14 protein-coding genes and 1 tRNA gene are annotated in these 20,339 nt (G+C 56.8%); 2 read left to right on the top strand and 13 right to left on the bottom strand.

The features are described 5' to 3' along the window. Positions 1–116: 116 nt before the first annotated feature. Complete coding sequence (locus RAD10_RS31420; protein WP_270172952.1) at positions 117–401, bottom strand: PilZ domain-containing protein; 285 nt, start codon at positions 399–401, stop codon at positions 117–119. 478 nt (positions 402–879) lie between these two features. On the opposite strand from RAD10_RS31420, the gene RAD10_RS31425 reads away from it, so the two are divergent. After that, positions 880–963: transfer RNA gene (locus RAD10_RS31425), tRNA-OTHER, on the top strand. A gap of 1,010 nt (positions 964–1,973) precedes the next feature. Here RAD10_RS31425 and RAD10_RS31430 read toward each other — a convergent pair. Next, positions 1,974–2,855: a TauD/TfdA dioxygenase family protein gene (locus tag RAD10_RS31430; RefSeq protein WP_461620527.1), complete on the bottom strand. Its 882-nt coding sequence runs from the start codon at positions 2,853–2,855 to the stop codon at positions 1,974–1,976. 1,531 nt (positions 2,856–4,386) lie between these two features. On the opposite strand from RAD10_RS31430, the gene RAD10_RS31435 reads away from it, so the two are divergent. Beyond that, positions 4,387–5,574 carry a M24 family metallopeptidase gene (locus RAD10_RS31435; protein ID WP_461620528.1) on the top strand — a complete coding sequence of 396 codons (1,188 nt, stop codon included), beginning with the start codon at positions 4,387–4,389 and terminating at the stop codon, positions 5,572–5,574. Positions 5,575–6,204: 630 nt separating this feature from the next. Here the strand turns inward: RAD10_RS31435 and RAD10_RS31440 are convergent. From RAD10_RS31440 to RAD10_RS31490, 11 genes are all read right to left on the bottom strand, one after another. After that, entirely contained in the window at positions 6,205–6,597 is a 393-nt protein-coding gene (locus tag RAD10_RS31440; RefSeq protein WP_461620529.1) for a UTRA domain-containing protein, read from the bottom strand. Between the two features lie 33 nt (positions 6,598–6,630). Continuing rightward, a complete protein-coding gene (locus RAD10_RS31445; RefSeq protein ID WP_461620530.1) occupies positions 6,631–7,752 on the bottom strand; it encodes an ABC transporter ATP-binding protein in 1,122 nt (373 codons plus the stop codon). Between the two features lie 11 nt (positions 7,753–7,763). After that, the gene (locus tag RAD10_RS31450; RefSeq protein ID WP_461620531.1) at positions 7,764–8,564 is read right to left on the bottom strand and encodes an ABC transporter permease; all 801 of its coding nucleotides are present in this window, start codon (positions 8,562–8,564) and stop codon (positions 7,764–7,766) included. Continuing rightward, positions 8,554–9,435 carry an ABC transporter permease gene (locus tag RAD10_RS31455; RefSeq protein WP_461620532.1) on the bottom strand — a complete coding sequence of 294 codons (882 nt, stop codon included), beginning with the start codon at positions 9,433–9,435 and terminating at the stop codon, positions 8,554–8,556. The genes RAD10_RS31450 and RAD10_RS31455 overlap by 11 nt, the downstream gene beginning before the upstream one ends. Positions 9,436–9,519: 84 nt before the next feature. Continuing rightward, a complete protein-coding gene (locus RAD10_RS31460) occupies positions 9,520–10,572 on the bottom strand; it encodes an extracellular solute-binding protein (protein WP_270163239.1) in 1,053 nt (350 codons plus the stop codon). Between the two features lie 1,150 nt (positions 10,573–11,722). Then, a complete protein-coding gene (locus RAD10_RS31465) occupies positions 11,723–12,904 on the bottom strand; it encodes a M20 metallopeptidase family protein (protein WP_270163240.1) in 1,182 nt (393 codons plus the stop codon). Positions 12,905–13,133: 229 nt separating this feature from the next. Continuing rightward, the gene (locus RAD10_RS31470; RefSeq protein WP_270163241.1) at positions 13,134–13,841 is read right to left on the bottom strand and encodes an aspartate/glutamate racemase family protein; all 708 of its coding nucleotides are present in this window, start codon (positions 13,839–13,841) and stop codon (positions 13,134–13,136) included. 600 nt (positions 13,842–14,441) lie between these two features. Beyond that, positions 14,442–15,647: a M20 aminoacylase family protein gene (locus tag RAD10_RS31475; RefSeq protein WP_461620533.1), complete on the bottom strand. Its 1,206-nt coding sequence runs from the start codon at positions 15,645–15,647 to the stop codon at positions 14,442–14,444. 655 nt (positions 15,648–16,302) lie between these two features. Then, positions 16,303–17,730, bottom strand: coding sequence for an FAD-binding oxidoreductase (locus RAD10_RS31480; protein WP_461620534.1), 1,428 nt, complete (start codon positions 17,728–17,730; stop codon positions 16,303–16,305). A gap of 401 nt (positions 17,731–18,131) precedes the next feature. Next, positions 18,132–19,094 (bottom strand): D-2-hydroxyacid dehydrogenase, encoded by a 963-nt coding sequence (locus RAD10_RS31485; RefSeq protein ID WP_461620535.1) that lies wholly within the window; start codon positions 19,092–19,094, stop codon positions 18,132–18,134. Between the two features lie 125 nt (positions 19,095–19,219). Next, complete coding sequence (locus RAD10_RS31490; protein ID WP_270163245.1) at positions 19,220–20,308, bottom strand: ABC transporter ATP-binding protein; 1,089 nt, start codon at positions 20,306–20,308, stop codon at positions 19,220–19,222. Between the last annotated feature and the right edge of the window lie 31 nt (positions 20,309–20,339).

Here is a 20,339-nt window from a genome sequence, read left to right on the forward strand (position 1 = left end):
AGCACGCGGATCCGCCGACATGTCTCAACGGGGCACGTGGACGAGTTGAGTGACCTTCACCCGATAGACGCCCCGATGCTTTGCGGCTGGACAGACCTGTTCCGGCCGAGTGCTGCTTATGCGCGAACGGTCCTGCTCGTCTTAAAGCGCACGCCCACTTCCGTGCCTGCTAACCGGACCAACTCACACCGGCGGAAGACCGGTCCCGTCATTGAAAACAACAAGAAAAACTCTCGCGTCTTGAGGACGTCTGGCGATTCCTCCATGCTGAGGCGTGCCCCTGTTTCAGAAATGTCGAGGATAATGCAGTCCCGCCGCCACGCGCCATCAGAGCCCACCAGTGTCGCCCTGTATTCACGTTCAAAGCGAACGCGCTTAGCTTTTCTCTTGTCCCAACTCATCGGCCGAACGCCGATCAGCGGCGCCTTCAAAATGCAATCTAAGAAATTGGGCAATTTATCAGAGCAAAATGGCTCTCAAGTACAAGCACACGAACCAACGGTGTCGAAACCTCGCCGGAAATAAACGGCACGGTCAAAACGTTACTGCGATCATACCGGCCGTAGCTAACGCTTTTCCGTCGAATTATCGCACTTCGCCGAAGATTTTCTGCATCCCGTCGCATGGAAACGCGATGATCTTGACATGCCGTCATCAACAGCGTCACTGCCATGTCCATTGATGATCACAAATGAGATGGCTTCCAAGCCAGAGTCCCGACGCCGAAACTGCGTCGTCCGATCCCAGGTCAGACTGAAGATCTGACTGTTCGGCGAGCGGGACTTCAAAAATTTTGCCTTCTGGGTTGCCGAGATACCGGCCGGCCTGTAAACGCTCCACGCACACCGTCAGCCGCCTTCTAGCGGTGGCCCGCGGCGGGGGCCTGTAGCTCAATGGATAGAGCAGGCCGCTCATAAGCTCATAACGGTCTGGTTGCAGGTTCGAGTCCTGCCGGGCCCACCAATGAAATGGGTTATTATTTATTACTTTCACAATATCTGCGTTGTCGCGTCGGACTACCGCCACCGCTACCGCCTCAGGTACGCGTCGTATTTGTTCGCATCTCGTTCGTGCAACCTGGAGCCGTAAGGTCGTAACCGGAATGCCCTGTATGACTGCGCGAGAACAAAGGGGCCGTCAACTTCTTTGCGGTCCGTATCCTTGCGCGAGTCCGGCTCCCGCCGCGACCAGGGCGCCATTCCAACCGGCGCGATCCTGCTTAAACGAGATAGACGGCGGATACTGGCCGCGCGGCAATCAGGATGGAAGCGGCTTCCCACCCAGATTGTCGCGCTATAGGATACGCCGATTAGGATCAAACTAACGACCGACGCGGCATACGATCGCCCTAGCAGGGGTTGTCGTCGACCCGTCCTCAAGCTCCGTCGCGGCGCATCTTCGGTACCGGGTGATCAAACCCATTCTCATGGTGCTAAAGAGCCGACTTGGCGTCGGGATAGACCTTGTTCATGAATGACTCACCTGATGGCCGACCGGAATTGATTATCAATGATAGCTGCAGACCCGATCGAGGTAGTACAGCGCTCAGGCGACCACACTGCCATCGAAGTCCTGGCTGTCCCTGGTGCAAAACACATCAAGCGTGTTGTGGCGCTCCAGGGTCGATCCGCTTCCGTAGATACGCCATGGGTCAGCGCGTCGGCGTCAAATGAAGGCCAAGGCGAGCAGGCTCGAGCAGAGCACCGCGAGACCGGCCGCCATCAACGCCAGAAGGCTACCGCTCACAAGATCGCAATGGGGCATGAGGCATCCTCCATTGGACCGGCATCCTGAAGAAAGCAACTACTCACCGCCTCGGGCCGCCGATCAACGGATGAATGATTTAGTCAAATTGGACGCATTATTCCTGCTGTTTCCGCCCAACACCGCACATTTCAAGCAGATTTAGCGTCGGAGCCGACGTATTGCTGCGACATGGCCTGCTGGTAGGCGTTTCGGCGAGCGACTCTGGCTTAAGCTGCTCGAGCCTTGTCTGCCTGCGGCTTTTGCGTCTTGGCGTCGGGGCGGGCGAGGCCGAACAAATCGCGGTCGCCCACCATGGGATGATCATTGGCCGACTGCGTGAGGCGTTTATCCCAGATCGCAACGTCGCCTTCCCTCCACCTCCAGCGCACCGTATTGTGTGGCGCCGTGATGTAAGATTGGAACAAATCGAGCAACTTTTGACCGGTATGTTTCTGTAGGCCAATAAAGCGCTGCACGTTGCCAAGCATGAGCGTGCGCTCGCCCGTTTCGGGATGAGTCCGAACCACCGGAAGCTTGGTTTCGTAGATCGTTCCGGTGATCCCCTCCTGAAACTGCATCTCGTTCGCCTCGGTCGATTGCTCGTTCACGGCGTAAGGATTGGAATTGGTATGAACCGCCCAGAGCTCGTCAGCGAGCATGCGCAGCGATAACGGAAGATCAAGATACGCAGCCGCCGTATTCGACCAAATGGTGTCACCGCCATAAGGCGTAGTCATCACGGCGCGCAGCACGGAGATATTTCGGAAGTCGTCAAATATGACATCCGCACGCCCCTGGACGGTGCCACCGCTGCGGCCCGAAGATGGCTCCAAAATGGAGGACGTCCGATCGGTCACACCGACTTGAGGAGACGGGATCAACCCACCTAGTCGAACAGCAAAGCGCTGCTGTTCGGCATTATCCAAATGTTGTTGGACACGGAAGAAGATCACCTTGTGCTCGAGTAGCAGTCGGCTGATCGCTCGCAGGGCATCGTCAGACAAGTCTCCCGACAGCCTAATGTTGCGGACCTCGGCACCAAGTCGGACCGCGCGCTTAATGACGTCTGCGCTTGATATGACATTGTCCATGTTCGTCGTACTGCTCATGATTTCTTTCGGAAGCGCGATCCCTTGAACGAAATTCCGTCGTGCGCTGGTCGCGAGAGCGACGGCGGAAACTATGCAAGATCATTCCGGTCAGCAGCGGATGCTCGACCGCAACTTGATGATGAATGGCCTCGCGTTGAAGTCCCAAAATGTAACCGCGAACGATGCACAGTCAATGAAACGAAATCCGCGTTTATTTTCGGCTCTGAGCAATGATTGCATCACGTCCAACGGATATTCTGGAATATGTGCACGAACGTTCAGCCGATCGTTTCACACGCCCGCAACGCGTAGCGGACAAGCAATCAACACACGACACCGTTTGACGCTTGTGTTTGCCGGTCGATGTGAGTGCATATCCTTCATCGACGATTAGCCTATAAGATTTTTTGCTGACTTCCCGCGCGACTCCGCTTGCTTATCTCCTCACTACCGTATGGTGCCTGATGCAAGTTGGCTGATCGCATAGTGGTGGCTGCCTCAGAGAACGGCTTTCTCAAACTTCACTATCGATGAAGTTCTACGACTTCATGACGAGCGCGCAAAAGCTTGGGTGGATCACTAGAAGTTTATGGCGGAAGGAAAGAACCAGCCGGCAGGATTTCGGCACTTGCTTGGATGTTCAACAGAGGTCGCGCACGTCGTCTAATCCGCGTCGGCAAGATTGCGAGCCGCAACAGATATTCAGTTGCTAGCCCTAAAGCTCTGGTTCACGTGGACGGACGACTTGAGCAGTCGATCGGTCCAGCAAGCAGCCGGCAACAAGAGACAGCGAGCAAATGAGTGTCGTCTTTTCGCGCTGGAGTGCCGTTGCGCCGAATTGCGCTGGTCAGTTGATGCCTTGGCCAGAGGGCAAATCGGCCGCTCCTGAAATAACCCCAACTGCATATTGGCGATGTATCGAAGTTGATTGATGCAATCTGTTGCGCTTCAGAGCTTTTTTCCGCGTTCGATTGCTTCTATTTGATGGATTTCATTGCGTCGATCTAGGCTGACGGAAGGCGGCAGAATTGCTGCTACGGCGGGCCCGCCAAGCCGATTTAAGCGTTGCCTTCTTCAGTTGCGAAATCGAACGATCGCACAAGTTCCCCGCAGGCAGCCCACCTGTCCACTTTCTAGCTAGCGGTCAAGGCGTTGGCCTTCGCCCTTATAACCAGCCCAGCCGTTGAAATCCGTCGACAACGGCCTCCGAGTGCGGGATTTAAGCGTGAGCGGGGAAGTGATTGCACTATATGGTATCGAGACATCGTTACTGTCCAAAATGACAACGAGAATTTCGTTTTGACGCGCTTCATCAAAGGGCGCAAATGGCAGCAGGATAGGCGACAAGCGGCCAGAGCCACATGCACCACGATTGATCCGCGTACAGTCCTTTGAAGCGATCCGGGCCTCCCCTCGATCCGTTCCAGATGGGCCTCGCGCTGAAGCTCACGAGGATGCAAAACTGCCGCTTTCCGCCCAAGGGCGTCTTAATCAATGGCCGTTCAGACATGATCGGCGGCAATGTCTTAGTAGAAAAAGGAACTATGTTATGAGCCCGACTGGAGACGGAATACCATTCGAAAAACCGGAATTTTCTCGCCGCTTGGCCTTGGTCAAGAAGGAAATGGAACGGCGGGAGATGGATACGCTGCTCATCAGCGAGCCATCAAACATCTACTATCTCACAGGATACGAGGCCTACTCCTATTACGTCTTTCAAATGCTGGTTGTCCACCGCGACCTTGATGAACCCGTCTGGATAGGCCGGTTCATGGATGCAGTGTCGGTGCGGCGAATGACACATCTTTCAGAGAAGGCCATCCGCCCCTATACGGACGAATATGTGCAATCCTCAGAACGGGATCCAGTTGATTTCCTCGTTGCACAACTCAGAGAGATTTGTCCAAGCCTTAAAGCTATCGGCACTGAGACGGGCTCGTTCTATTACACGGCAAGGGCCCATACCAAGCTCCTTGGCTCTCTCCCGAACGTGCGCTTCGTTGACGCCGAACTCCTCATCAATTGGATCCGCATTCGCAAGAGTCCAGCCGAACTCGCGATCATGCGGGAGGCGGGCAAGATTTCAAACGCGATGATTAGCGACGCTATCGAGGCAGCAAAGCCTGGCATGCGCGAGTGCGACCTTGCGTCAGTGATTTACCAGCGCATGATCGCCGGCACGCCGGAATACGGCGGTGTTCTACCCTCGAGCCCGACCTACTTGCTCACGGGCTCGCGATCAGGCGAACCGCATGCGCCTTGGTCGGACCGCCTAATCGGCAAAACCGTTCCGGTGAACGTGGAGACGTCTGGATGTCGTCGACGCTATCACGCCCCCATCAGTCGCACGATATTCCTCGGTTCGCCACCGGACTCGTATCTTCGTCTTTCCAACGCGGTAGTCGAAGGAATCGAGGCGGCATTGACGGAGGTGAAACCAGGCGTCACTTGCGCCGATATCGAACGCACCTGGCAAGGTACGATTGCTCGGCACGGCTTTCACAAGGAAGCTAGGCTCGGTTACTCGATAGGAATCGGCTTCTCGCCGACTTGGGGGGAACGCACCGCGAGTCTCCGAAGCAGTGACCTCACTGTGCTAGAGCCCGGAATGGCATTTCACATGATGCCGGGGCTATGGCTCGGCGAGAACGGCGTCACGATTACTCAGTCTTTCATTGTGACTGAAACAGGCCGGGAAGATCTGACAACATTCCCGCGACAATTGGTCATAAAATAGAAGGACACAGTTTCGAGAGTGCTGATCAAGGGCTCACGCAAGGTCGGTCGCTACGCTCACTTGGCACGACTGTCCAAGCGCGGTCCCCGGCAATTTGCAGAACTGGTAAATCCGCGGATGCTGGTCGTCTCCAGTTCAGCTTTCTCGTCGCGCCGCGGATGCGCCGCATGCGAGGCCGAAAGCCCGCGTCCAGCGCGAACTGGCGCCTCGCAGCACAGCGGACGGCATTCTAATCGCTCTGGTCGTGTCACGAGGCGAGGTCCAGAACGTCAGGGGCGAGTTCGCCATTTTTGGATATCGCGCGTCAGGCCCAAGAAATTCCCTACCCTATTGCGAACGATGTAGCGAGCTCGCCCGGGGGAGGGGCGCTCTATGTGCAAACGCCGCAAATCATGCATTCGCCTGCCTGCGGCATCGGCGGCGGGCTGAGACGGCCGAGCAGAGTTCTGGGGCAGCGTGGCGGGCTTAACGGCCCCCTGCATGTCCCGTTTGCTTGGTTAATCTCCCGATAGTTGCGGCGCGGTCAACAACTGCGTCAATCCGAACTCACGCTCGCAGAGTTTGCGGATGGCTCGTTCTTCTTCTAGCTCGCTCTCGCGTGCGAAACGGAGGGGAGTTCTGCAATTGTGTCTATTCGGCACGGCTCGTAAAATTACAGGTGAAACGGTCCGCACGGGTTACATTTTGCCCGGCCAAAATCGGTCGGCCGTCCGCCGCGGTCGGAAAGTAGCGCATGACCAAGAGTGGATACCCTGACACCACATCCAGCATCTGCGCCTGAACTTCCGTCGCGCTCGTCGCCTCTATTTGGTATTTGGTATGGTCGACAATGATGCCGTATTGCGGCAGCAACGGAATAATGAATTCGCCGTGCAAATGGTCCTTCAGCTTATCCGCCAGCGCCCTCGGAAGCCAAAGCGTGTCGAGTCCCACCACCTTGCCGTCTGCGAGCAATAAACGCTCCAGCCGATAAAGGGACGCATGAGTCGAACCGTCGCCGCGGGTCCTACTGCCGCCGACCACCGAATTCCACGGCCTTGTATATGGACGCTCCTCTTAGAATGCGACAGGCCCCTTCGAAGCATGCTGTTCCTGCATCGGAATCAAGCGGAGGTTGTCCGTGCTGATAGTAATGCCAAGGACGTCGCCGGGCTTTGGATGACGTCCAAATGAAAAACGCTCCTGCATTGTGAGTTGCTCTCCATTGACATCAAGCACAACCCGTGTTGCACCCCCACAATAGCGCGAATGGAGGACGCGCGCCTGCTGGCTTTGGCCAGCAGCGCGATCGGTCGACAACTTAACTTGTTCCGGCCGGATTACCACTGTAGCAGGTCCAGCACTCCAGTTTCCCTTGATCCGAAGGCCAGCAGTGGACGTGAAAGCGCCAGTATTGTCCACGGCCCCCTTTAACAACGAACACCAGCCGATAAACTTTGCGACGAAAGGTGTTGCGGGAGTTTCGTAGATTTCGCCAGGAGTTCCAATCTGCTCAACCTTGCCGGCGTTCATGACCATGATCCGATCTGACATTGTCAACGCCTCCTCTTGGTCGTGTGTTACGAACAACGTGGTAACGTTGACGGATCTGACCACCTCCTGGAGTTCTTCCCGCATACGGACTCGCAACTGTGCGTCTAAATTCGAAAATGGCTCATCGAGAAGCAGTACTGCAGGTTTGATTGCGAGCGCGCGAGCGAGCGCAATGCGTTGCTGTTGACCGCCGGAGAGCTGGCTCGGCAGGCGCTGAGCTAAATGAGGCAACTCGACAAGCTTGAGCATTTCCTCAACGCGCTTCTCACGCTTCTGGCGCGGCCACCTCAAATTTTCCAGACCGAACGCGATGTTTTCAGCAACGGTCATATGCGGAAAGAGCGCGTAACTCTGGAACACCATGCCGGTATCGCGCCGATAAGGCGGCTGATGCGTCATATCAATGTTATTTATGCATATGCTGCCAGAAGAGGGCTCCACAAATCCCGCTACCATGCGCAGGGTCGTTGTCTTGCCGCATCCCGATGGACCAAGCAGGCAAAGAAGTTCCCCACGCCGCGCCTTGAGCGAAATGTCGGCGACTGCGGCCGTATCGCCATAGAGCTTGGAAATAGAGCGCAACTCCACGACAAGGTCGTTGCTTTCCCGAACGACGTTTTCATCCTTCTCAGACAAGACGAGCATCTCTCCTCCTATTACGCGAACCGTTCCGCGCCGATCAAACGCTCGACCATTAGGATGACGACCAACGTTACCAGGATCATTAAGCTCGATACGGCGGCAACCAGCGGGTCATAGCTAGTGTCGACATAAGTGAATATCTGTACTGGTAACGTGACCTTGCCCCCGTAAGTCAAAAACGCGGAAACCGTAACGTTTCCGAAAGATGTAACAAAGGCGAAGATCGCAGCGGACAAAAGACCAGGCAGCATGAGAGGCAGGGTGATGCGCCGAATGACTTTCAAAGGCGGGGCACGCAGATTCATCGCCGCTTCCTCGATCACTCGATTGTGCAAGCTAAGGCTCGCTAGAATGGTGCGCATCACGTATGGGATGGCAAGTACCAGATGACCCAAGAGCAAGGGATAGATCGTTTGGGTAAGGTTCAGCGCGGCGAAGAGTTGCAACAGCCCGATCCCGAGAACAACCGCTGGAATTATCAGTGGCGAGAAGGCGAGTGCTTGCAGGAACCCCTTGCCCGGGAATGAGAAACGATCTACTGCAAATGCGGCAGTGAAGCCTATCGCTAGCGCCATCGCGGCAACGAGCACGGCAACGTAAGTACTCGTCCAGAGCGCAGTCATGAACAGTTCGTTCTGCCACGCCTCTCGATACCAGCGCACGGAAAAGCCTGCGGGCGGAAAATTCAACGTGTCCCCGCTGGTGAACGACGAAACAATCACCAGAAGCGCTGGTAGCGCAAGCATCACGTACACGATTGCGCGGATGACCGCGCCCGACGCGGCCATTGCACGGTCAATAAGATCAACGCGCATAGCGCCGCCCTTTCGAAATGAGACGCGACGCAGCGAGGGCATTCAGCGCCGCTGTAACACCGAGACCGCTCACGAACAGGATGAATGCCATTGCCGCGCCGGAGGGCCAATTCAGTTCGGCCATGATGCGCTCATAGATCAGGCTACCGAGCATGGCGACGCGACTTCCGCCGATGAGACGGGGAGTGATAAACGCCGAGATCGAGAGCACGAATACGAGGTTGAAGCCGGCAAGTATCCCCGGAATCGCGAGCGGAATGACAACTTTGCGAAAGGTGGCGAACCGATTTGCACGAAGATTTGCAGCCGCGTGTTCAAGTACTGGATCAATTTGAGCGACCACACCCATGACCGATAGAATCATGAATGGAAGGAACTGCTGCACCAGGACAGTTAACACCGCTGGCCGACTAAAGAGAAGTTGTTTCGGCGACGAAGAAACGCCTAAACTTACAAGGAGTGAATTGACTACTCCATTGCGTCCAAGAATGATCAACCAGCCAAATACAATGACCACAAGACTGAGTGTCAGCGGCATAATCACGATGATGGTGCGCCACCGTCTTGCGAGAGGCGGGAGCCGCGCTAGCGAGTAACCGGTTGGGAATCCAATTCCCAAGCAAATCAAGCTGACAATGATCCCGTCGACAAAGGTCTCGAACAGCACTGAAGAATAATAGGAATCCGAAAAGAACCGGATGTATTGGTTCAGGCTAAAGCCGCCTCCATCAAGAAGGTGACTGCCAGGTAGAAAGCTCGCCCTCAGCAATCCAAGGGTGGGCATGATCAAGAATATCACGAGAAGCAAGATCATTGGCGCCAACAGAAGCGCAAGGGTTACGACCCTGCGGTTGGCAAGAGGCTCTTCCATACCAGATCCTTCGCGATTGGTAGCGACTCAGTCATGACGCTGCGCGTTGCCGGATCCGCCGCTCATCACAGCGATAGCAACCAGCTACGTTCGAATTATCTTGTTCAACTCTTCGATCCACGCACTGCGGTTCGCTATAAGTTTTTCCCAATCGACCTTCTTTTTCAGGGCAATACGCTCCGGCGAGTTGAACAAGAGGTCATTGCGAAGCTCCTCTGGCAAAATGACGTCAGTTGTTACTCCGTACCGGAGCGCCTGAGGTACACCGAGGACGCCCTGATCGGAGAGCAACTGCTCAGCATACGCGTATGCGGCTTCTGGATATTTAATGCCCTTGACGACGTTGATGTAGCTAATGACCGAGTAGACGCCCTTAGGCGGGACAACGGTCACAATAGGAAGGCCCTTGGTCCTTAGTTCGTGAGCGCGACCATCCCAGAATATGCCAGCAAACACCTCTTCGTTTTGAAACATCTGTATCTCGGCGACATTTGTCTGCGCGAGTGCAACAATATTCGGCTTCGCGGCGCTCATCACTTTGAACGCGGGCTCCACGTTTGAGATCGAGCCTCCGTTTTCGTCGGCCAAGCCGAGAAGGGTGAGAAGGCTGCCGTATGTGGCGGAAGCCATAATAACCGCCCGCCCTGCCAGATCAGTTCGCGCAATATCCGAATACGAGGTAATCGGCTGCTTGATGTACTTTGAATTGTAGACTGGGATAACGGAGGCGACGCTGAATGGCACTCCATAATCGCCAAATTCGCGAAATCCTGGGAGGATCCGTTTGACGTTCGGAACCTGCGACGCCTTGATCTCCTCGATCATGCCTGCCTTGGTGAGCTCGACCATGTTTGGGCTATCACCCATGAACAGGTCGTAAGGTGGATTGTCTTTATTGGCGATCAGTTTGACAAAGTCCGCTGATGTCGTACCGGGGATGAACTGAATCTTGAGCCCGTACTTCTCCTCAAGCGGCGCGGCCACGCCCTTTTTGAGGGCCTCGTCGTAAAGGCCGCCATAGCCGTTTACGCGCAATGTGATGCCGGAAAATTTCTTTGACTGCGCATGGACGTAGGGCGCGGCTAGCGCGCCGGCTGCAGCCGTTGCTGCGGCTTTCAGGAATGTTCGTCTTTTCATTTTATCTACCTCTCCCGCTTCATGTGAAGACGACGACTATTCTGGTTGCCAGCCCATAAAGTGAAGCTTAAGGTAGATCTACAGCATGCATTGCAAGCCTGCAATCTAGACAGCCATCCAGTTGTCGAGCGGCGGCTCAGCGAGGCGTCGCTCTCATAGGCGCCACCCGGAGGCGTCGCCAATCAGTTACGACGACATACGGACACCGGGCTCGTGAAAACGCACTTGAGAACGCAACCAAGCGCAATGCTCTCTCGCCGTCCTCAGCCAGGCGCTTGGATCGGCAATCCGATTCCTCGCCGCACGGCGAGGCGACGACATAAGTGCATAGGTTGGGGAGGCAATTCTCATGTGGCGACAGCTGGACCGATCCTGCTGATGGATCTTCCCCCATCAGCACTTTTCCTCGCCACAGATGGCTGGCAAGTGTCAGACTTGAGGAACGGCTCTAGGTGAAAGCAGTCAAGAACTCGCGTCGCTGAACGGCGGGCGAGATCGCTGCACTGCAAATTTCGGCGCCCTTGCAACGTATCATCCCCTAGCATTCGACACGCGCTTCCGATTCCTTGCCTGAAGATTATGAAGTTCTCGATCGGTATTTCACCAATGATGGGCTTCTCGCAGCAGAAAATCTGCGCGTGAAGGCAGAACGTGGCGCTTTCGCGCGATCGTTGGAGCAACCCAGCAGTGATAGAAAATCGACACTTCCGACGGAAGCCCTGCACGGCAGTTCAAAAGAGGAAAGGTGATACAGACTGGGCAAATCGCGCAATGATCACGCGATCGATGCAGCGACGCCACGCTATGGTCGATTAGGCATGCCGCGACCACGTTCAGGTCAACTCACCGACCGCAACCAGAATGCCGGAATAGCATCAAGGTCCGACTCTGTAACGCAGTATGGCGGCATCACGTAGATTGTGTTGCCGAGCGGTCGAACCAACAGGTCTCGATTGTTGAAGAATGTCTGAAGTTTGACACCGATATTCGACAGTTGCTCGACAGAATCCCCCATGCACGTCGGCTCGAGGTTGCTCGCAATCTCAAAACCGACCAACTGGGTCCACCCGAGACTATATAGGTGCTGAACGGATCACAGCTCACATATGAGTAGCGAGGCGTTTTGCCTCGGCGTTCGGTGCGACCGATCTCAGGTGTTCAGCAAATCGAGGATGTATTTGACGGCAAGTTCCGTCGCCGGAATGATGAGCTCATCCGAAGCTCCGAAAGTCGGCGTATGCACGGGCGATTCGTTGGCGGCCGCGCGACTACCGAACCAGAAATAGATCGAGGGCACACATGCCGCGTAGAAGCCGAAATCGTCGCTACCCGTTACCTCCTTGCTGGCATTGAAGCCGTCGGGGCCGACCGTGTCCTCAACGAGTTGGCGGAAGCGCCTCACCAACTCGGCATCGTTGACGACAGGGGGCTCACCCGAGCGGATGATGCAATCGGCTTGCCCACGGTGCATCACGGCGGCGCCTTCGGCCACCTCCCGCACACGCTGGCACAGCTGCCCCCTACGTTCTGGGCTGCGAGTTCTGATCGTCCCCTCCATAACCACGGAAGGGCAAATGATGTTGGTCGCCTCCCCTCCGTGAATGGTACCGATTGTGACGACTGCCCCGTCATCGGCTGGCATTTCGCGCGAGACCACCTTCTGCACCTCGTTGACGAAGGCGGCGGCGATCGCGATCGCGTCGACGCCCTTATGGGGCGCCGCGCCATGGGCCATCTTACCCGTGATGGTAAGTCTGAACTGGTCGGCGGACTTAGTTACTGCGCCCTCGCGCGCACCAAACTTGCCAGTGGGAATCTCCGGAGCGACGTGGAATCCGACGGCATGGTCGAAGCCGTCCAGGAGTTTCTCGTCCTGCACACTGCGCCCCCCGAGCGGCTCGGCCTCCTCGGCTGGCTGGAAGAAGACGCGCACCTTACCCGCGAAGTTGTTGCGCATTCGATGGAAGGCGAGTGCAGCGCCGAGCGCGATCGAGCCGTGCATGTCATGGCCGCAGGCATGCATAACACCCTTGACCTGTGACTGATAGGAGAGGTCGTCGCGTGTCTCCTGGATCGGCAGTGCGTCGATATCGCCGCGTACTGCGATGGAGCGTTTTGGGCCGGAGGCCGTACCTTCAATATCGATATACAGGCCGGTCTTGTGGAAGGTATTGGTCTGGTTGAGACCAAATTGCTGGAGCACGTTGCGAATCCGCTCCTGCGTTTTCCATTCGGCATTCGAGAGTTCGGGCTCACGATGCATCGCATGCCGTAGTTCGATCACTGCATCGCGCTCGGAATCCGATAAAAAGCTGTTGGTGCGCGCTATCATTTCGCTCTGCTCTCTTATTCGCGCCTTCGGGCCCGTAAATTCACGGAGGAAAAACCTAGCCTGTCGTGACGAAGGAAATCGACCAGTTTTGGCTCAATCACGCATGTTTCGACCAATTTCGTGGGCTTAGCGTATAATTTCACACTGCAAAGCCGGCGAACCAGCCGTTAGGCATGATGCACCTCGTTCCGGGATGTCGACCATAGAAACTCTTTTAGCCAGCTACGCCTCAAGGAACAGACGCCATCATCTGCCGGCAGAGCCCCACGATGTCGTAGACCGGCAGCCTCGCGATACGACGAATTGCTGGAGCAACGATCGGGAATGCAGCACATTCGAATAGAATGACTGCGATCTGCGGGTGTGCATCTCGAAGTCGCGCAAGGCAACTGGCTACATCTGCCTCGACGGCAGCCACATCGGTTGGGGGCGCCGGACGCTTTAGCTCGTCATGCCAAAACTTGCCGCCTTCAATGCCACCGATCACAACTCTCGCCCGCTCGTTCGGGTCGTCGAGTCCGAGCAGGTCTTCGCCGCAGAAGTTGGAGTCGTAGGTTAGAACAGCAAGCTTGGCCAGCGGCGGCAACTGCCGGAGCAAAGCCGGCAGCAACAGCAGGCTAGACATTCCCACAGGCACATTCACGGAGGCCGCCACTGCTGCCTGATGACGGATAGAGAAGCCGCAAGTCGAGCTTATCGCGACCGCTCCCCGCTCAACCAAACGCCGTGCGGCAGCTATGAAAGCCGACTCGAGCGCTGGATCACCGCGCACGACGTTCTCGACCCAAGCACCCTCGACTGTTTCATAAACCACGGGAAAGTCGAAGCTAGCTGGATTCAGCATCGAGCCACGCGGCGGAGTCGGCGGCGTCGCGCCGAGTGGGACCCCTCGCTCGAGTTTAAGAATTCCCAAGGCGTGTGGAGTTTCTAAAGTCATGGATTAAACCTACCTCGGTTCTGAACCCAAATTCAAATCTGAGCCCCTCCCGCAGCCGAAATTCTGCGAAAATGCGGCAAACGCGATCCTTCCCTGCGATTTGGGGCAACGCGTCTCACTCGAACCTTGAGCGAATTTAATTTCGTTCGTGCCGAGGTGGCCAGTTCGATTTGGACGATTAGGCCGCATTCAGACCATGTCACATTTTTAGGTGGGCGCTCGCTCCTCACCACGGTTCTCTCATCACCCAGTCCATTTCGAATAGCTCGGAGATGCACACGCCCGGTGGATGGATTGGTAGTAGCCACCAGCAGAAAGCATCGCCACCAAGCCTTGCTTCTCGGCCGAGTTCAGTTTGGCCGCGAACTGCACTTGCAAGGCGGCGAAATCGATCCAAATTGACATAAAACAATGGCCTCCCGTTCCGAGTACCCTTGTCCTATAAACAGGACCGCGGCAGGCTATCTTGCATCTGTGGTCAGCTTTCATGTGATCGATCGCGAACACAATTCGAGCCCGCCTCAGCTATTTTATCTTTCTTGCGAATTCGCCGGCTCGCGCTCCGCGTTCACCTTGTTCGCAGCGCGACAAGGTCCGCATCTACAACCGGGCTGGTCGTCCTCTCAACCAGCGCCGCGACAATTCCACCCAGTATGTGGATCCCAGCGCGAGTATTTCGTCATTGAAATCGTAACTGGTATTGTGAAGAGCGCAGGGGCCCGGCCCGTGGCCCTGCTCGCGGTGCTCCCCATCTCCAGCTCCCAAAAATGCGAAGGCGCCGGGGCGCGCCTGTAGCATATACGCGAAATCCTCGGAACCCATTGTCGGTACAACGTCTGCGTCTACCCTCGCTTCGTCGTCAACGATCGATTTCATCACTTCCGCCGCAAAGCGTGTTTCAGCCGACGTGTTCACCGTGGGTGGATAGCGCTTGATCACTAGCTCGGCCCTGCATTCCTGCGCCGCGGCAATATTTTGGACGATCGTATGCATCCTGGACTCAATTAGGTCCAAGGTCTTCTCGTTGAATGCTCTTATGGTGCCGGCAAGCGTAGCTGTATCTGGAACTATGTTTCTGGCCTCGCCCCCATTGAACTGAGTGACAGACAGTACCGCCGTATCCATCGGATTCTTGTTGCGGGTGATGATGCCCTGGAGCGCCGCGACGATCTGTGAACCCGTCAAGATGGGGTCCTTTCCGTCATGCGGAAAGGCGGCGTGTGCGCCGACACCAATGATCCGAATGTCAAAGTTGGTGCATCCCGCTAAAATCGGACCTGGCCTAAGGCCGAAGCTGTTCACGGGTAGGCCAGGCCAATTATGCAAACCGAATACTGCGTCGACCGGAAATTGCCTGAAGACGCCCTCATCCACCATCACCTTCGCGCCCGACCCATTTTCCTCTGCCGGAGAGAAGATGAACACGATTGTGCCATCGATATCTCGCGTACGTGCCAAATGGCGGGCGGCGCCCAGCAACATCGCCATGTGCCCGTCATGACCGCAAGCATGCATTTTTCCCGGATACTGCGATCGGTGCGCGAATGTGTTGAGTTCTTGCATAGGCAGGGCATCCATATCCGCACGCAGTCCGATCGAGCGTTTTCCGTCACCGGCCCGTAACACTCCAACCACACCCGTGCGACCGAGTCCGCGGTGCACCTCGATGCCATATCCTCTCAATGTCTTGGCAATGAGATCCGAGGTTTCTGTCTCCTCGAAAGCGAGCTCCGGATGAGCATGGAACCAGCGCCGCAATGCCCTCGTTTCTTCTTCCGCAGCCTTTATCTCTCGTATGGTTTGCATTGTGGCTCCGGTGGAATCTTCGCTTGTCGTCCGGGCAGGCGTTGTTTCCGCCTATGATGGTCAATTTCGAGCAGCGGACGCGACACGCGCCGAATTCGGCTGAGAAACAGCTGTGTTTACGTGTACGGTAGAGAAGTCGTGGCTAAATGTAGTGGCGCTAGAAGACTGATTCATGCGATAAAACGCATGCTGACGCTCTAATCCAGCCTCAAGGCGCACTTCTTCAGCGGATTCACGCCCATCTGTGTCTGATCAGCCGATCGGATGATCGCTCCACACCAAGTATCGGCAAATATGAAGCCGCATTACCAAGCAAGACTGGGTCCGCTCATGCGAATGGATGCAATCGCCAACGCGGCGAAGGAAATCCGCCATACGGTGCGTACCACCTAATTCAGCAGCTCAATTCCTCATGCCTCTTAGGGTTTTGTTGTAGTGAGGCGATCACTATACCCGAGGTAAATTGAGCTCAGAACAGCAAACGCGCCGCTGTTACGTCATCGTCCGCGGTGACTCGGGATTTCTATCACCTGCTGATTCTTCTCGCCTTGGATCGGGAGTTGTCGTTGTCGCTTCACGATCCGCGACCATGGCGTCACCACACCAGTTCGACGTCGCTGTCCGCAGTCGAACGATAGAGACGAGACGGGATCGTTCACAGCACTTTTCCGGGGTTCATGATGCCGAGCGGGTCAAGCATCGCCTTGACCTGCCGCATCAGTTCGATCGCAGTCTTGTCTTTCACGTCAGGCAATTCAGCGCGTTTGAGCGCGCCGATGCCGTGCTCGGCCGAGATCGAGCCGCCCATCCGCAGCACGATCTCGAACACGACCGCATTGATGTCGTGCCAGCGGGCGAGGAAGTCGGCGGCGTCAGCGCCGACTGGCTGGCTGACATTATAATGCAGGTTGCCGTCGCCGAGATGGCCGAATGGCACCGGCCGTGCGCCCGGGATTAGCTTGATCACTTCAGCGTCAGCCTCCGCGATGAAGGCCGGCACCGCGGCAACTGGCACGGAGATGTCGTGCTTGATCGAGCCGCCCTCCGGCTTCTGCGCCGACGATATCTCGTCGCGCAGCTTCCAGAAGCCCGCGCGCTGGGTGAGGTTCGCGGCGATCACGGCGTCGTCGATGATCTCCTCCTCCATCGCGCGGGTGAGGATCGCTTCCAGCGTGGCGCGCGCATCGTCGCGCGGCGAGGACAGTTCCAGCAGCACGTACCAGGGATGCTTCTCTTGAAGGGGATCGCGAACGTCGATGCCGTGGCTTATCGAGAAATCGACCGCGATCTCGCTCAGTATCTCGAAGCTCGTCAGCGTGCCCCCGGCCTCGCCTTGCGCGATCGTCAGCAGCTTTAGCGCTTCCGCCGGCGACTTCAGCCCGACGAACGCGGTCTCCATCGCCCGCGGCTTTGGAAACAGTTTCAAGGTCGCTGCCGTGATGATACCAAGGGTGCCCTCGGCGCCGATGAAGAGATTATGCAAATTGTAGCCGGTGTTGTCCTTCTTCAGCTTCGACAGCACGTTGAACACGCGCCCGTCGGCCAGAACCACCTCGAGCCCCAGCGCCATCTCTCGCGCGACGCCATAGGCGAGTGCGGCGGTGCCGCCGGCATTGGTCGAGAGATTGCCACCGATGGTGCAACTTCCTTCAGCCCCCAAAGAGAGCGGAAACAACCGGTCAACCTCGGCTGCCTTCTGCTGCGCGACTTGCAGCACAACGCCGGCCTCGCAGGTCATGGTGTTCGAGGCGGTGTCGACCTCGCGGATCTTGTCCAGCCGGCGCAGCGACACGACCACCTCGCCAATGTGCGGCGTCTGGCCGCCGACGAGGCCGGTGTTGCCGCCCTGCGGCACCAGCGCGATGCGAAGCTCAGAGGCGAGCTCGCAGATCGCGGCGACCTCCGCGGTCGAGCCCGGCCGCAGCACCAGGGGCGAGCGGCCGTGGAACAGATTGCGCTCCTCGGTAAGGTAAGGCTCGATGTCGGCCGGATCGGTCAGCGCGTACTTGGCGCCGACGATGGCGCGGAATTTCTTGATCAACTCTGGCAAAAGCGGCGCTGCGGGAGACCTGCTGATAGTCACGACTGTTTCCTTCGAAGCGGCACCGACACGTACAGGTGTCGGCAACAGCGCAAATTGCCGAAATGCGGCGTTTGACGAATGAGTGGGAATGGATTCGGCCGGCAAGTTGTCCGCCTGTGCCACTGCACCGATGAAGTAGAGCACAAGGAAATTCTAACCTGGGAGGGGCGACGGAGGTTAGAAGCCTTTGGTTCTAGCCTCTTTCCGCTTAAGCGCTTTTCCGCCCACGCCGGCCGCGCGGCACTCCCCGTCGCCTCAATGTTGGGGACGAGCCGGCTTAGCGCCATCAGCGGACGCTTGTCGAAAAACCCGCACACAGCCGGTGAAATCGCGCACAAATTCAGCGACGGCCCGAACTGCACAATAGTCGCATTAGGCCGCTTCTCGGCATCCAGCGTCCCTCAATAGCCGCGCCCCATGTCCACGGCGTTCCTCATCGGCTCGTTCTTCAGGAAGTGGCCGATGTTGTCGCCAAAGATGGAGAACACCCGCTCCGTATAGTTCGTTGGACTTCCCGCCACGTGAGGTGTCGCAATCACGTTAGGCATGTCCCATAGCGGGCTGTCCTGAGACAGCGGTTCCCGCTCGAAGACGTCGAGCATCGCTCCGGCGATTGCTCGCGTCTGCAGGGCTTGGATCAGTTCTGCTTCCACCACGACGTTACCCCGCGCGATATTAATCAAAAAGGCGTCACGCCGCATGCGCGCGAGTTCCGCTGCGCCGATGAGACCAATCGTGTCTACGGTCGCCGGCACAGCCAGAACCACAAAGTCGCATAGCGGAAGCAAATCTGCGAGCGCGTCGGAAGCGAACAAATGGTCGACACCCTCAACTGGTACGGAAATATCTCGTTTCGAGCCTACGACCGTCATCCCAGCACTCTTGGCGCGGCGTGCAATGGTCGCTCCAATGGAGCCCAGTCCGACCACTCCGAGCGTCTTATCGGCCAGCGGCGCCACATACCGCGGGTTCCACTTTCGCTCGGCCTGCTCTTGCAAGAACCTCCGGAAATCCCAATGCAGCATCGTTACGCCGGCCATGACGAAGTCCGTGATGATCTCACCGTGAATTCCGCGCGCATTGGTGACCGTGATATGACCTGCCCTATCGCGGATCGGCAACATAGAATCGACACCGGCATTAGTGCATTGAAACCAGCGCAATTTCTTCGCCTTGTCGAACAACTCGACAGGGAAGCGAGACGCAAGCAGTGCATCTGCTTCACCGATATGCCGCTCCAGCCGTTCGGGATCGGGAGCGTTGATTGCGCGAACCTGCGGGAAACGCTCTCCTATCAGTCGTGCGTAGGTTTCCGCGGCAGGATGGTTGAGCAGGATGGTAAGTGCTGGACCTGTGTCGGCCATATTGATCTCCGAAACTCGACGATTGGGGGCTGATGCGCAGTTATTGCCAAGCGACACGCAGTAGTCGGCGTGTTTAGGCCGGCGCCACGCACTTTTCGTCAACGTCGCAAAGCGATATCGACAAGCTACTCCTTCAGAACGCTTGCGTCGCTCGCGGTCCAGGAGGCGGCACACGCATCGCCGATGCGGGGCAGTGCTTCAGCCGAAACGTTGAGAACTTTCGACGTCAGTTGCAACCCATAGTCAGTGCGGAACTCGACGATGGTCGCATCACCAACGAACGTCATGTCGACGATGCGCCCCTGCACTCCGCTTGCACTCCCAACGGCTTTGTCGAGGCGCAAATGTTCAGGTCGTACACAAAGCGTCGCATCCGTATCCGCATCAGGCCGCTGCGCGGCAGCCAAGTTCTCACCGCCAGGACCGCGAAGGACGCCGGACTTGAGCTTGACGGGGATGAGATTCACCTCACCCACAAAACTGGCCACAAATAAATCAGCTGGTCTGCGATAGATATCCTGCGGTGCGGAAACTTGCCTTATCCGCCCCTCATGCATTACCGCGATCCGATCGGACATGGCGAGCGCCTCATCCTGATCATGAGTGACGTAAATCATCGTCTTGCCGACTTCCTTATGCAAGGTCTTGATCTCATTCCTGAGATGCTGGCGCAGCTTTCTATCCAGCGCACCGAGGGGTTCGTCGAGAAGCAGGACGGGTGGCTCGAAAACCATTGCTCTGGCAATCGCCACTCTCTGCTGTTGACCGCCGGACATTTGGTGTGGGTATCGCGAGGCCAAGGCACTTAGGTGCACCTGGTCAAGCACGCGGTGCACGCGGGTCTCGATCTCCGCCTTGGGCATACGTCGCATACGAAGCGGATATGCGATATTCTCGGCGACCGTCATATGGGGGAAGAGAGCGTAGTTCTGGAAGATCACGCCGAGTTCGCGACGGTGGGGCGGCAGTCGCGTGATATCCTTGTCATCCAACAAAATCTGACCGCTGTCCGGCGTCTCGAAACCGGCGATCATCATCAGAGTTGTCGTCTTTCCCGATCCGCTCGGGCCCAGCAACGAGATGAACTCTCCAGGCGATATCGAAAGGCTGACACTATCAACAGCTGTTGCGCGACCGTACCGTTTGTGCAGGCTACGCAGCACAATGCCTCCGGTCTTCACATCAGTGCTGGTCGACCCGGCTCTCATCAGCATTTGGGCTCCAATTTGTGCTCTGTTCGCTGTT

The organism is Bradyrhizobium sp. 23AC, assembly GCF_054863025.1.

Excerpts from the sequence above, each read along its gene's own strand:
- RAD10_RS31420 (WP_270172952.1), bottom strand. The coding sequence starts at position 401 with ATGAGTTGGGACAAGAGAAAAGCTAAGCGCGTTCGCTTTGAACGTGAA.
- RAD10_RS31430 (WP_461620527.1), bottom strand. The coding sequence starts at position 2,855 with ATGAGCAGTACGACGAACATGGACAATGTCATATCAAGCGCAGACGTC.
- RAD10_RS31435 (WP_461620528.1), top strand. The coding sequence starts at position 4,387 with ATGAGCCCGACTGGAGACGGAATACCATTCGAAAAACCGGAATTTTCT.
- RAD10_RS31445 (WP_461620530.1), bottom strand. The coding sequence starts at position 7,752 with ATGCTCGTCTTGTCTGAGAAGGATGAAAACGTCGTTCGGGAAAGCAAC.
- RAD10_RS31450 (WP_461620531.1), bottom strand. The coding sequence starts at position 8,564 with ATGCGCGTTGATCTTATTGACCGTGCAATGGCCGCGTCGGGCGCGGTC.
- RAD10_RS31455 (WP_461620532.1), bottom strand. The coding sequence starts at position 9,435 with ATGGAAGAGCCTCTTGCCAACCGCAGGGTCGTAACCCTTGCGCTTCTG.
- RAD10_RS31460 (WP_270163239.1), bottom strand. The coding sequence starts at position 10,572 with ATGAAAAGACGAACATTCCTGAAAGCCGCAGCAACGGCTGCAGCCGGC.
- RAD10_RS31465 (WP_270163240.1), bottom strand. The coding sequence starts at position 12,904 with ATGATAGCGCGCACCAACAGCTTTTTATCGGATTCCGAGCGCGATGCA.
- RAD10_RS31470 (WP_270163241.1), bottom strand. The coding sequence starts at position 13,841 with ATGACTTTAGAAACTCCACACGCCTTGGGAATTCTTAAACTCGAGCGA.
- RAD10_RS31475 (WP_461620533.1), bottom strand. The coding sequence starts at position 15,647 with ATGCAAACCATACGAGAGATAAAGGCTGCGGAAGAAGAAACGAGGGCA.
- RAD10_RS31485 (WP_461620535.1), bottom strand. The coding sequence starts at position 19,094 with ATGGCCGACACAGGTCCAGCACTTACCATCCTGCTCAACCATCCTGCC.
- RAD10_RS31490 (WP_270163245.1), bottom strand. The coding sequence starts at position 20,308 with ATGCTGATGAGAGCCGGGTCGACCAGCACTGATGTGAAGACCGGAGGC.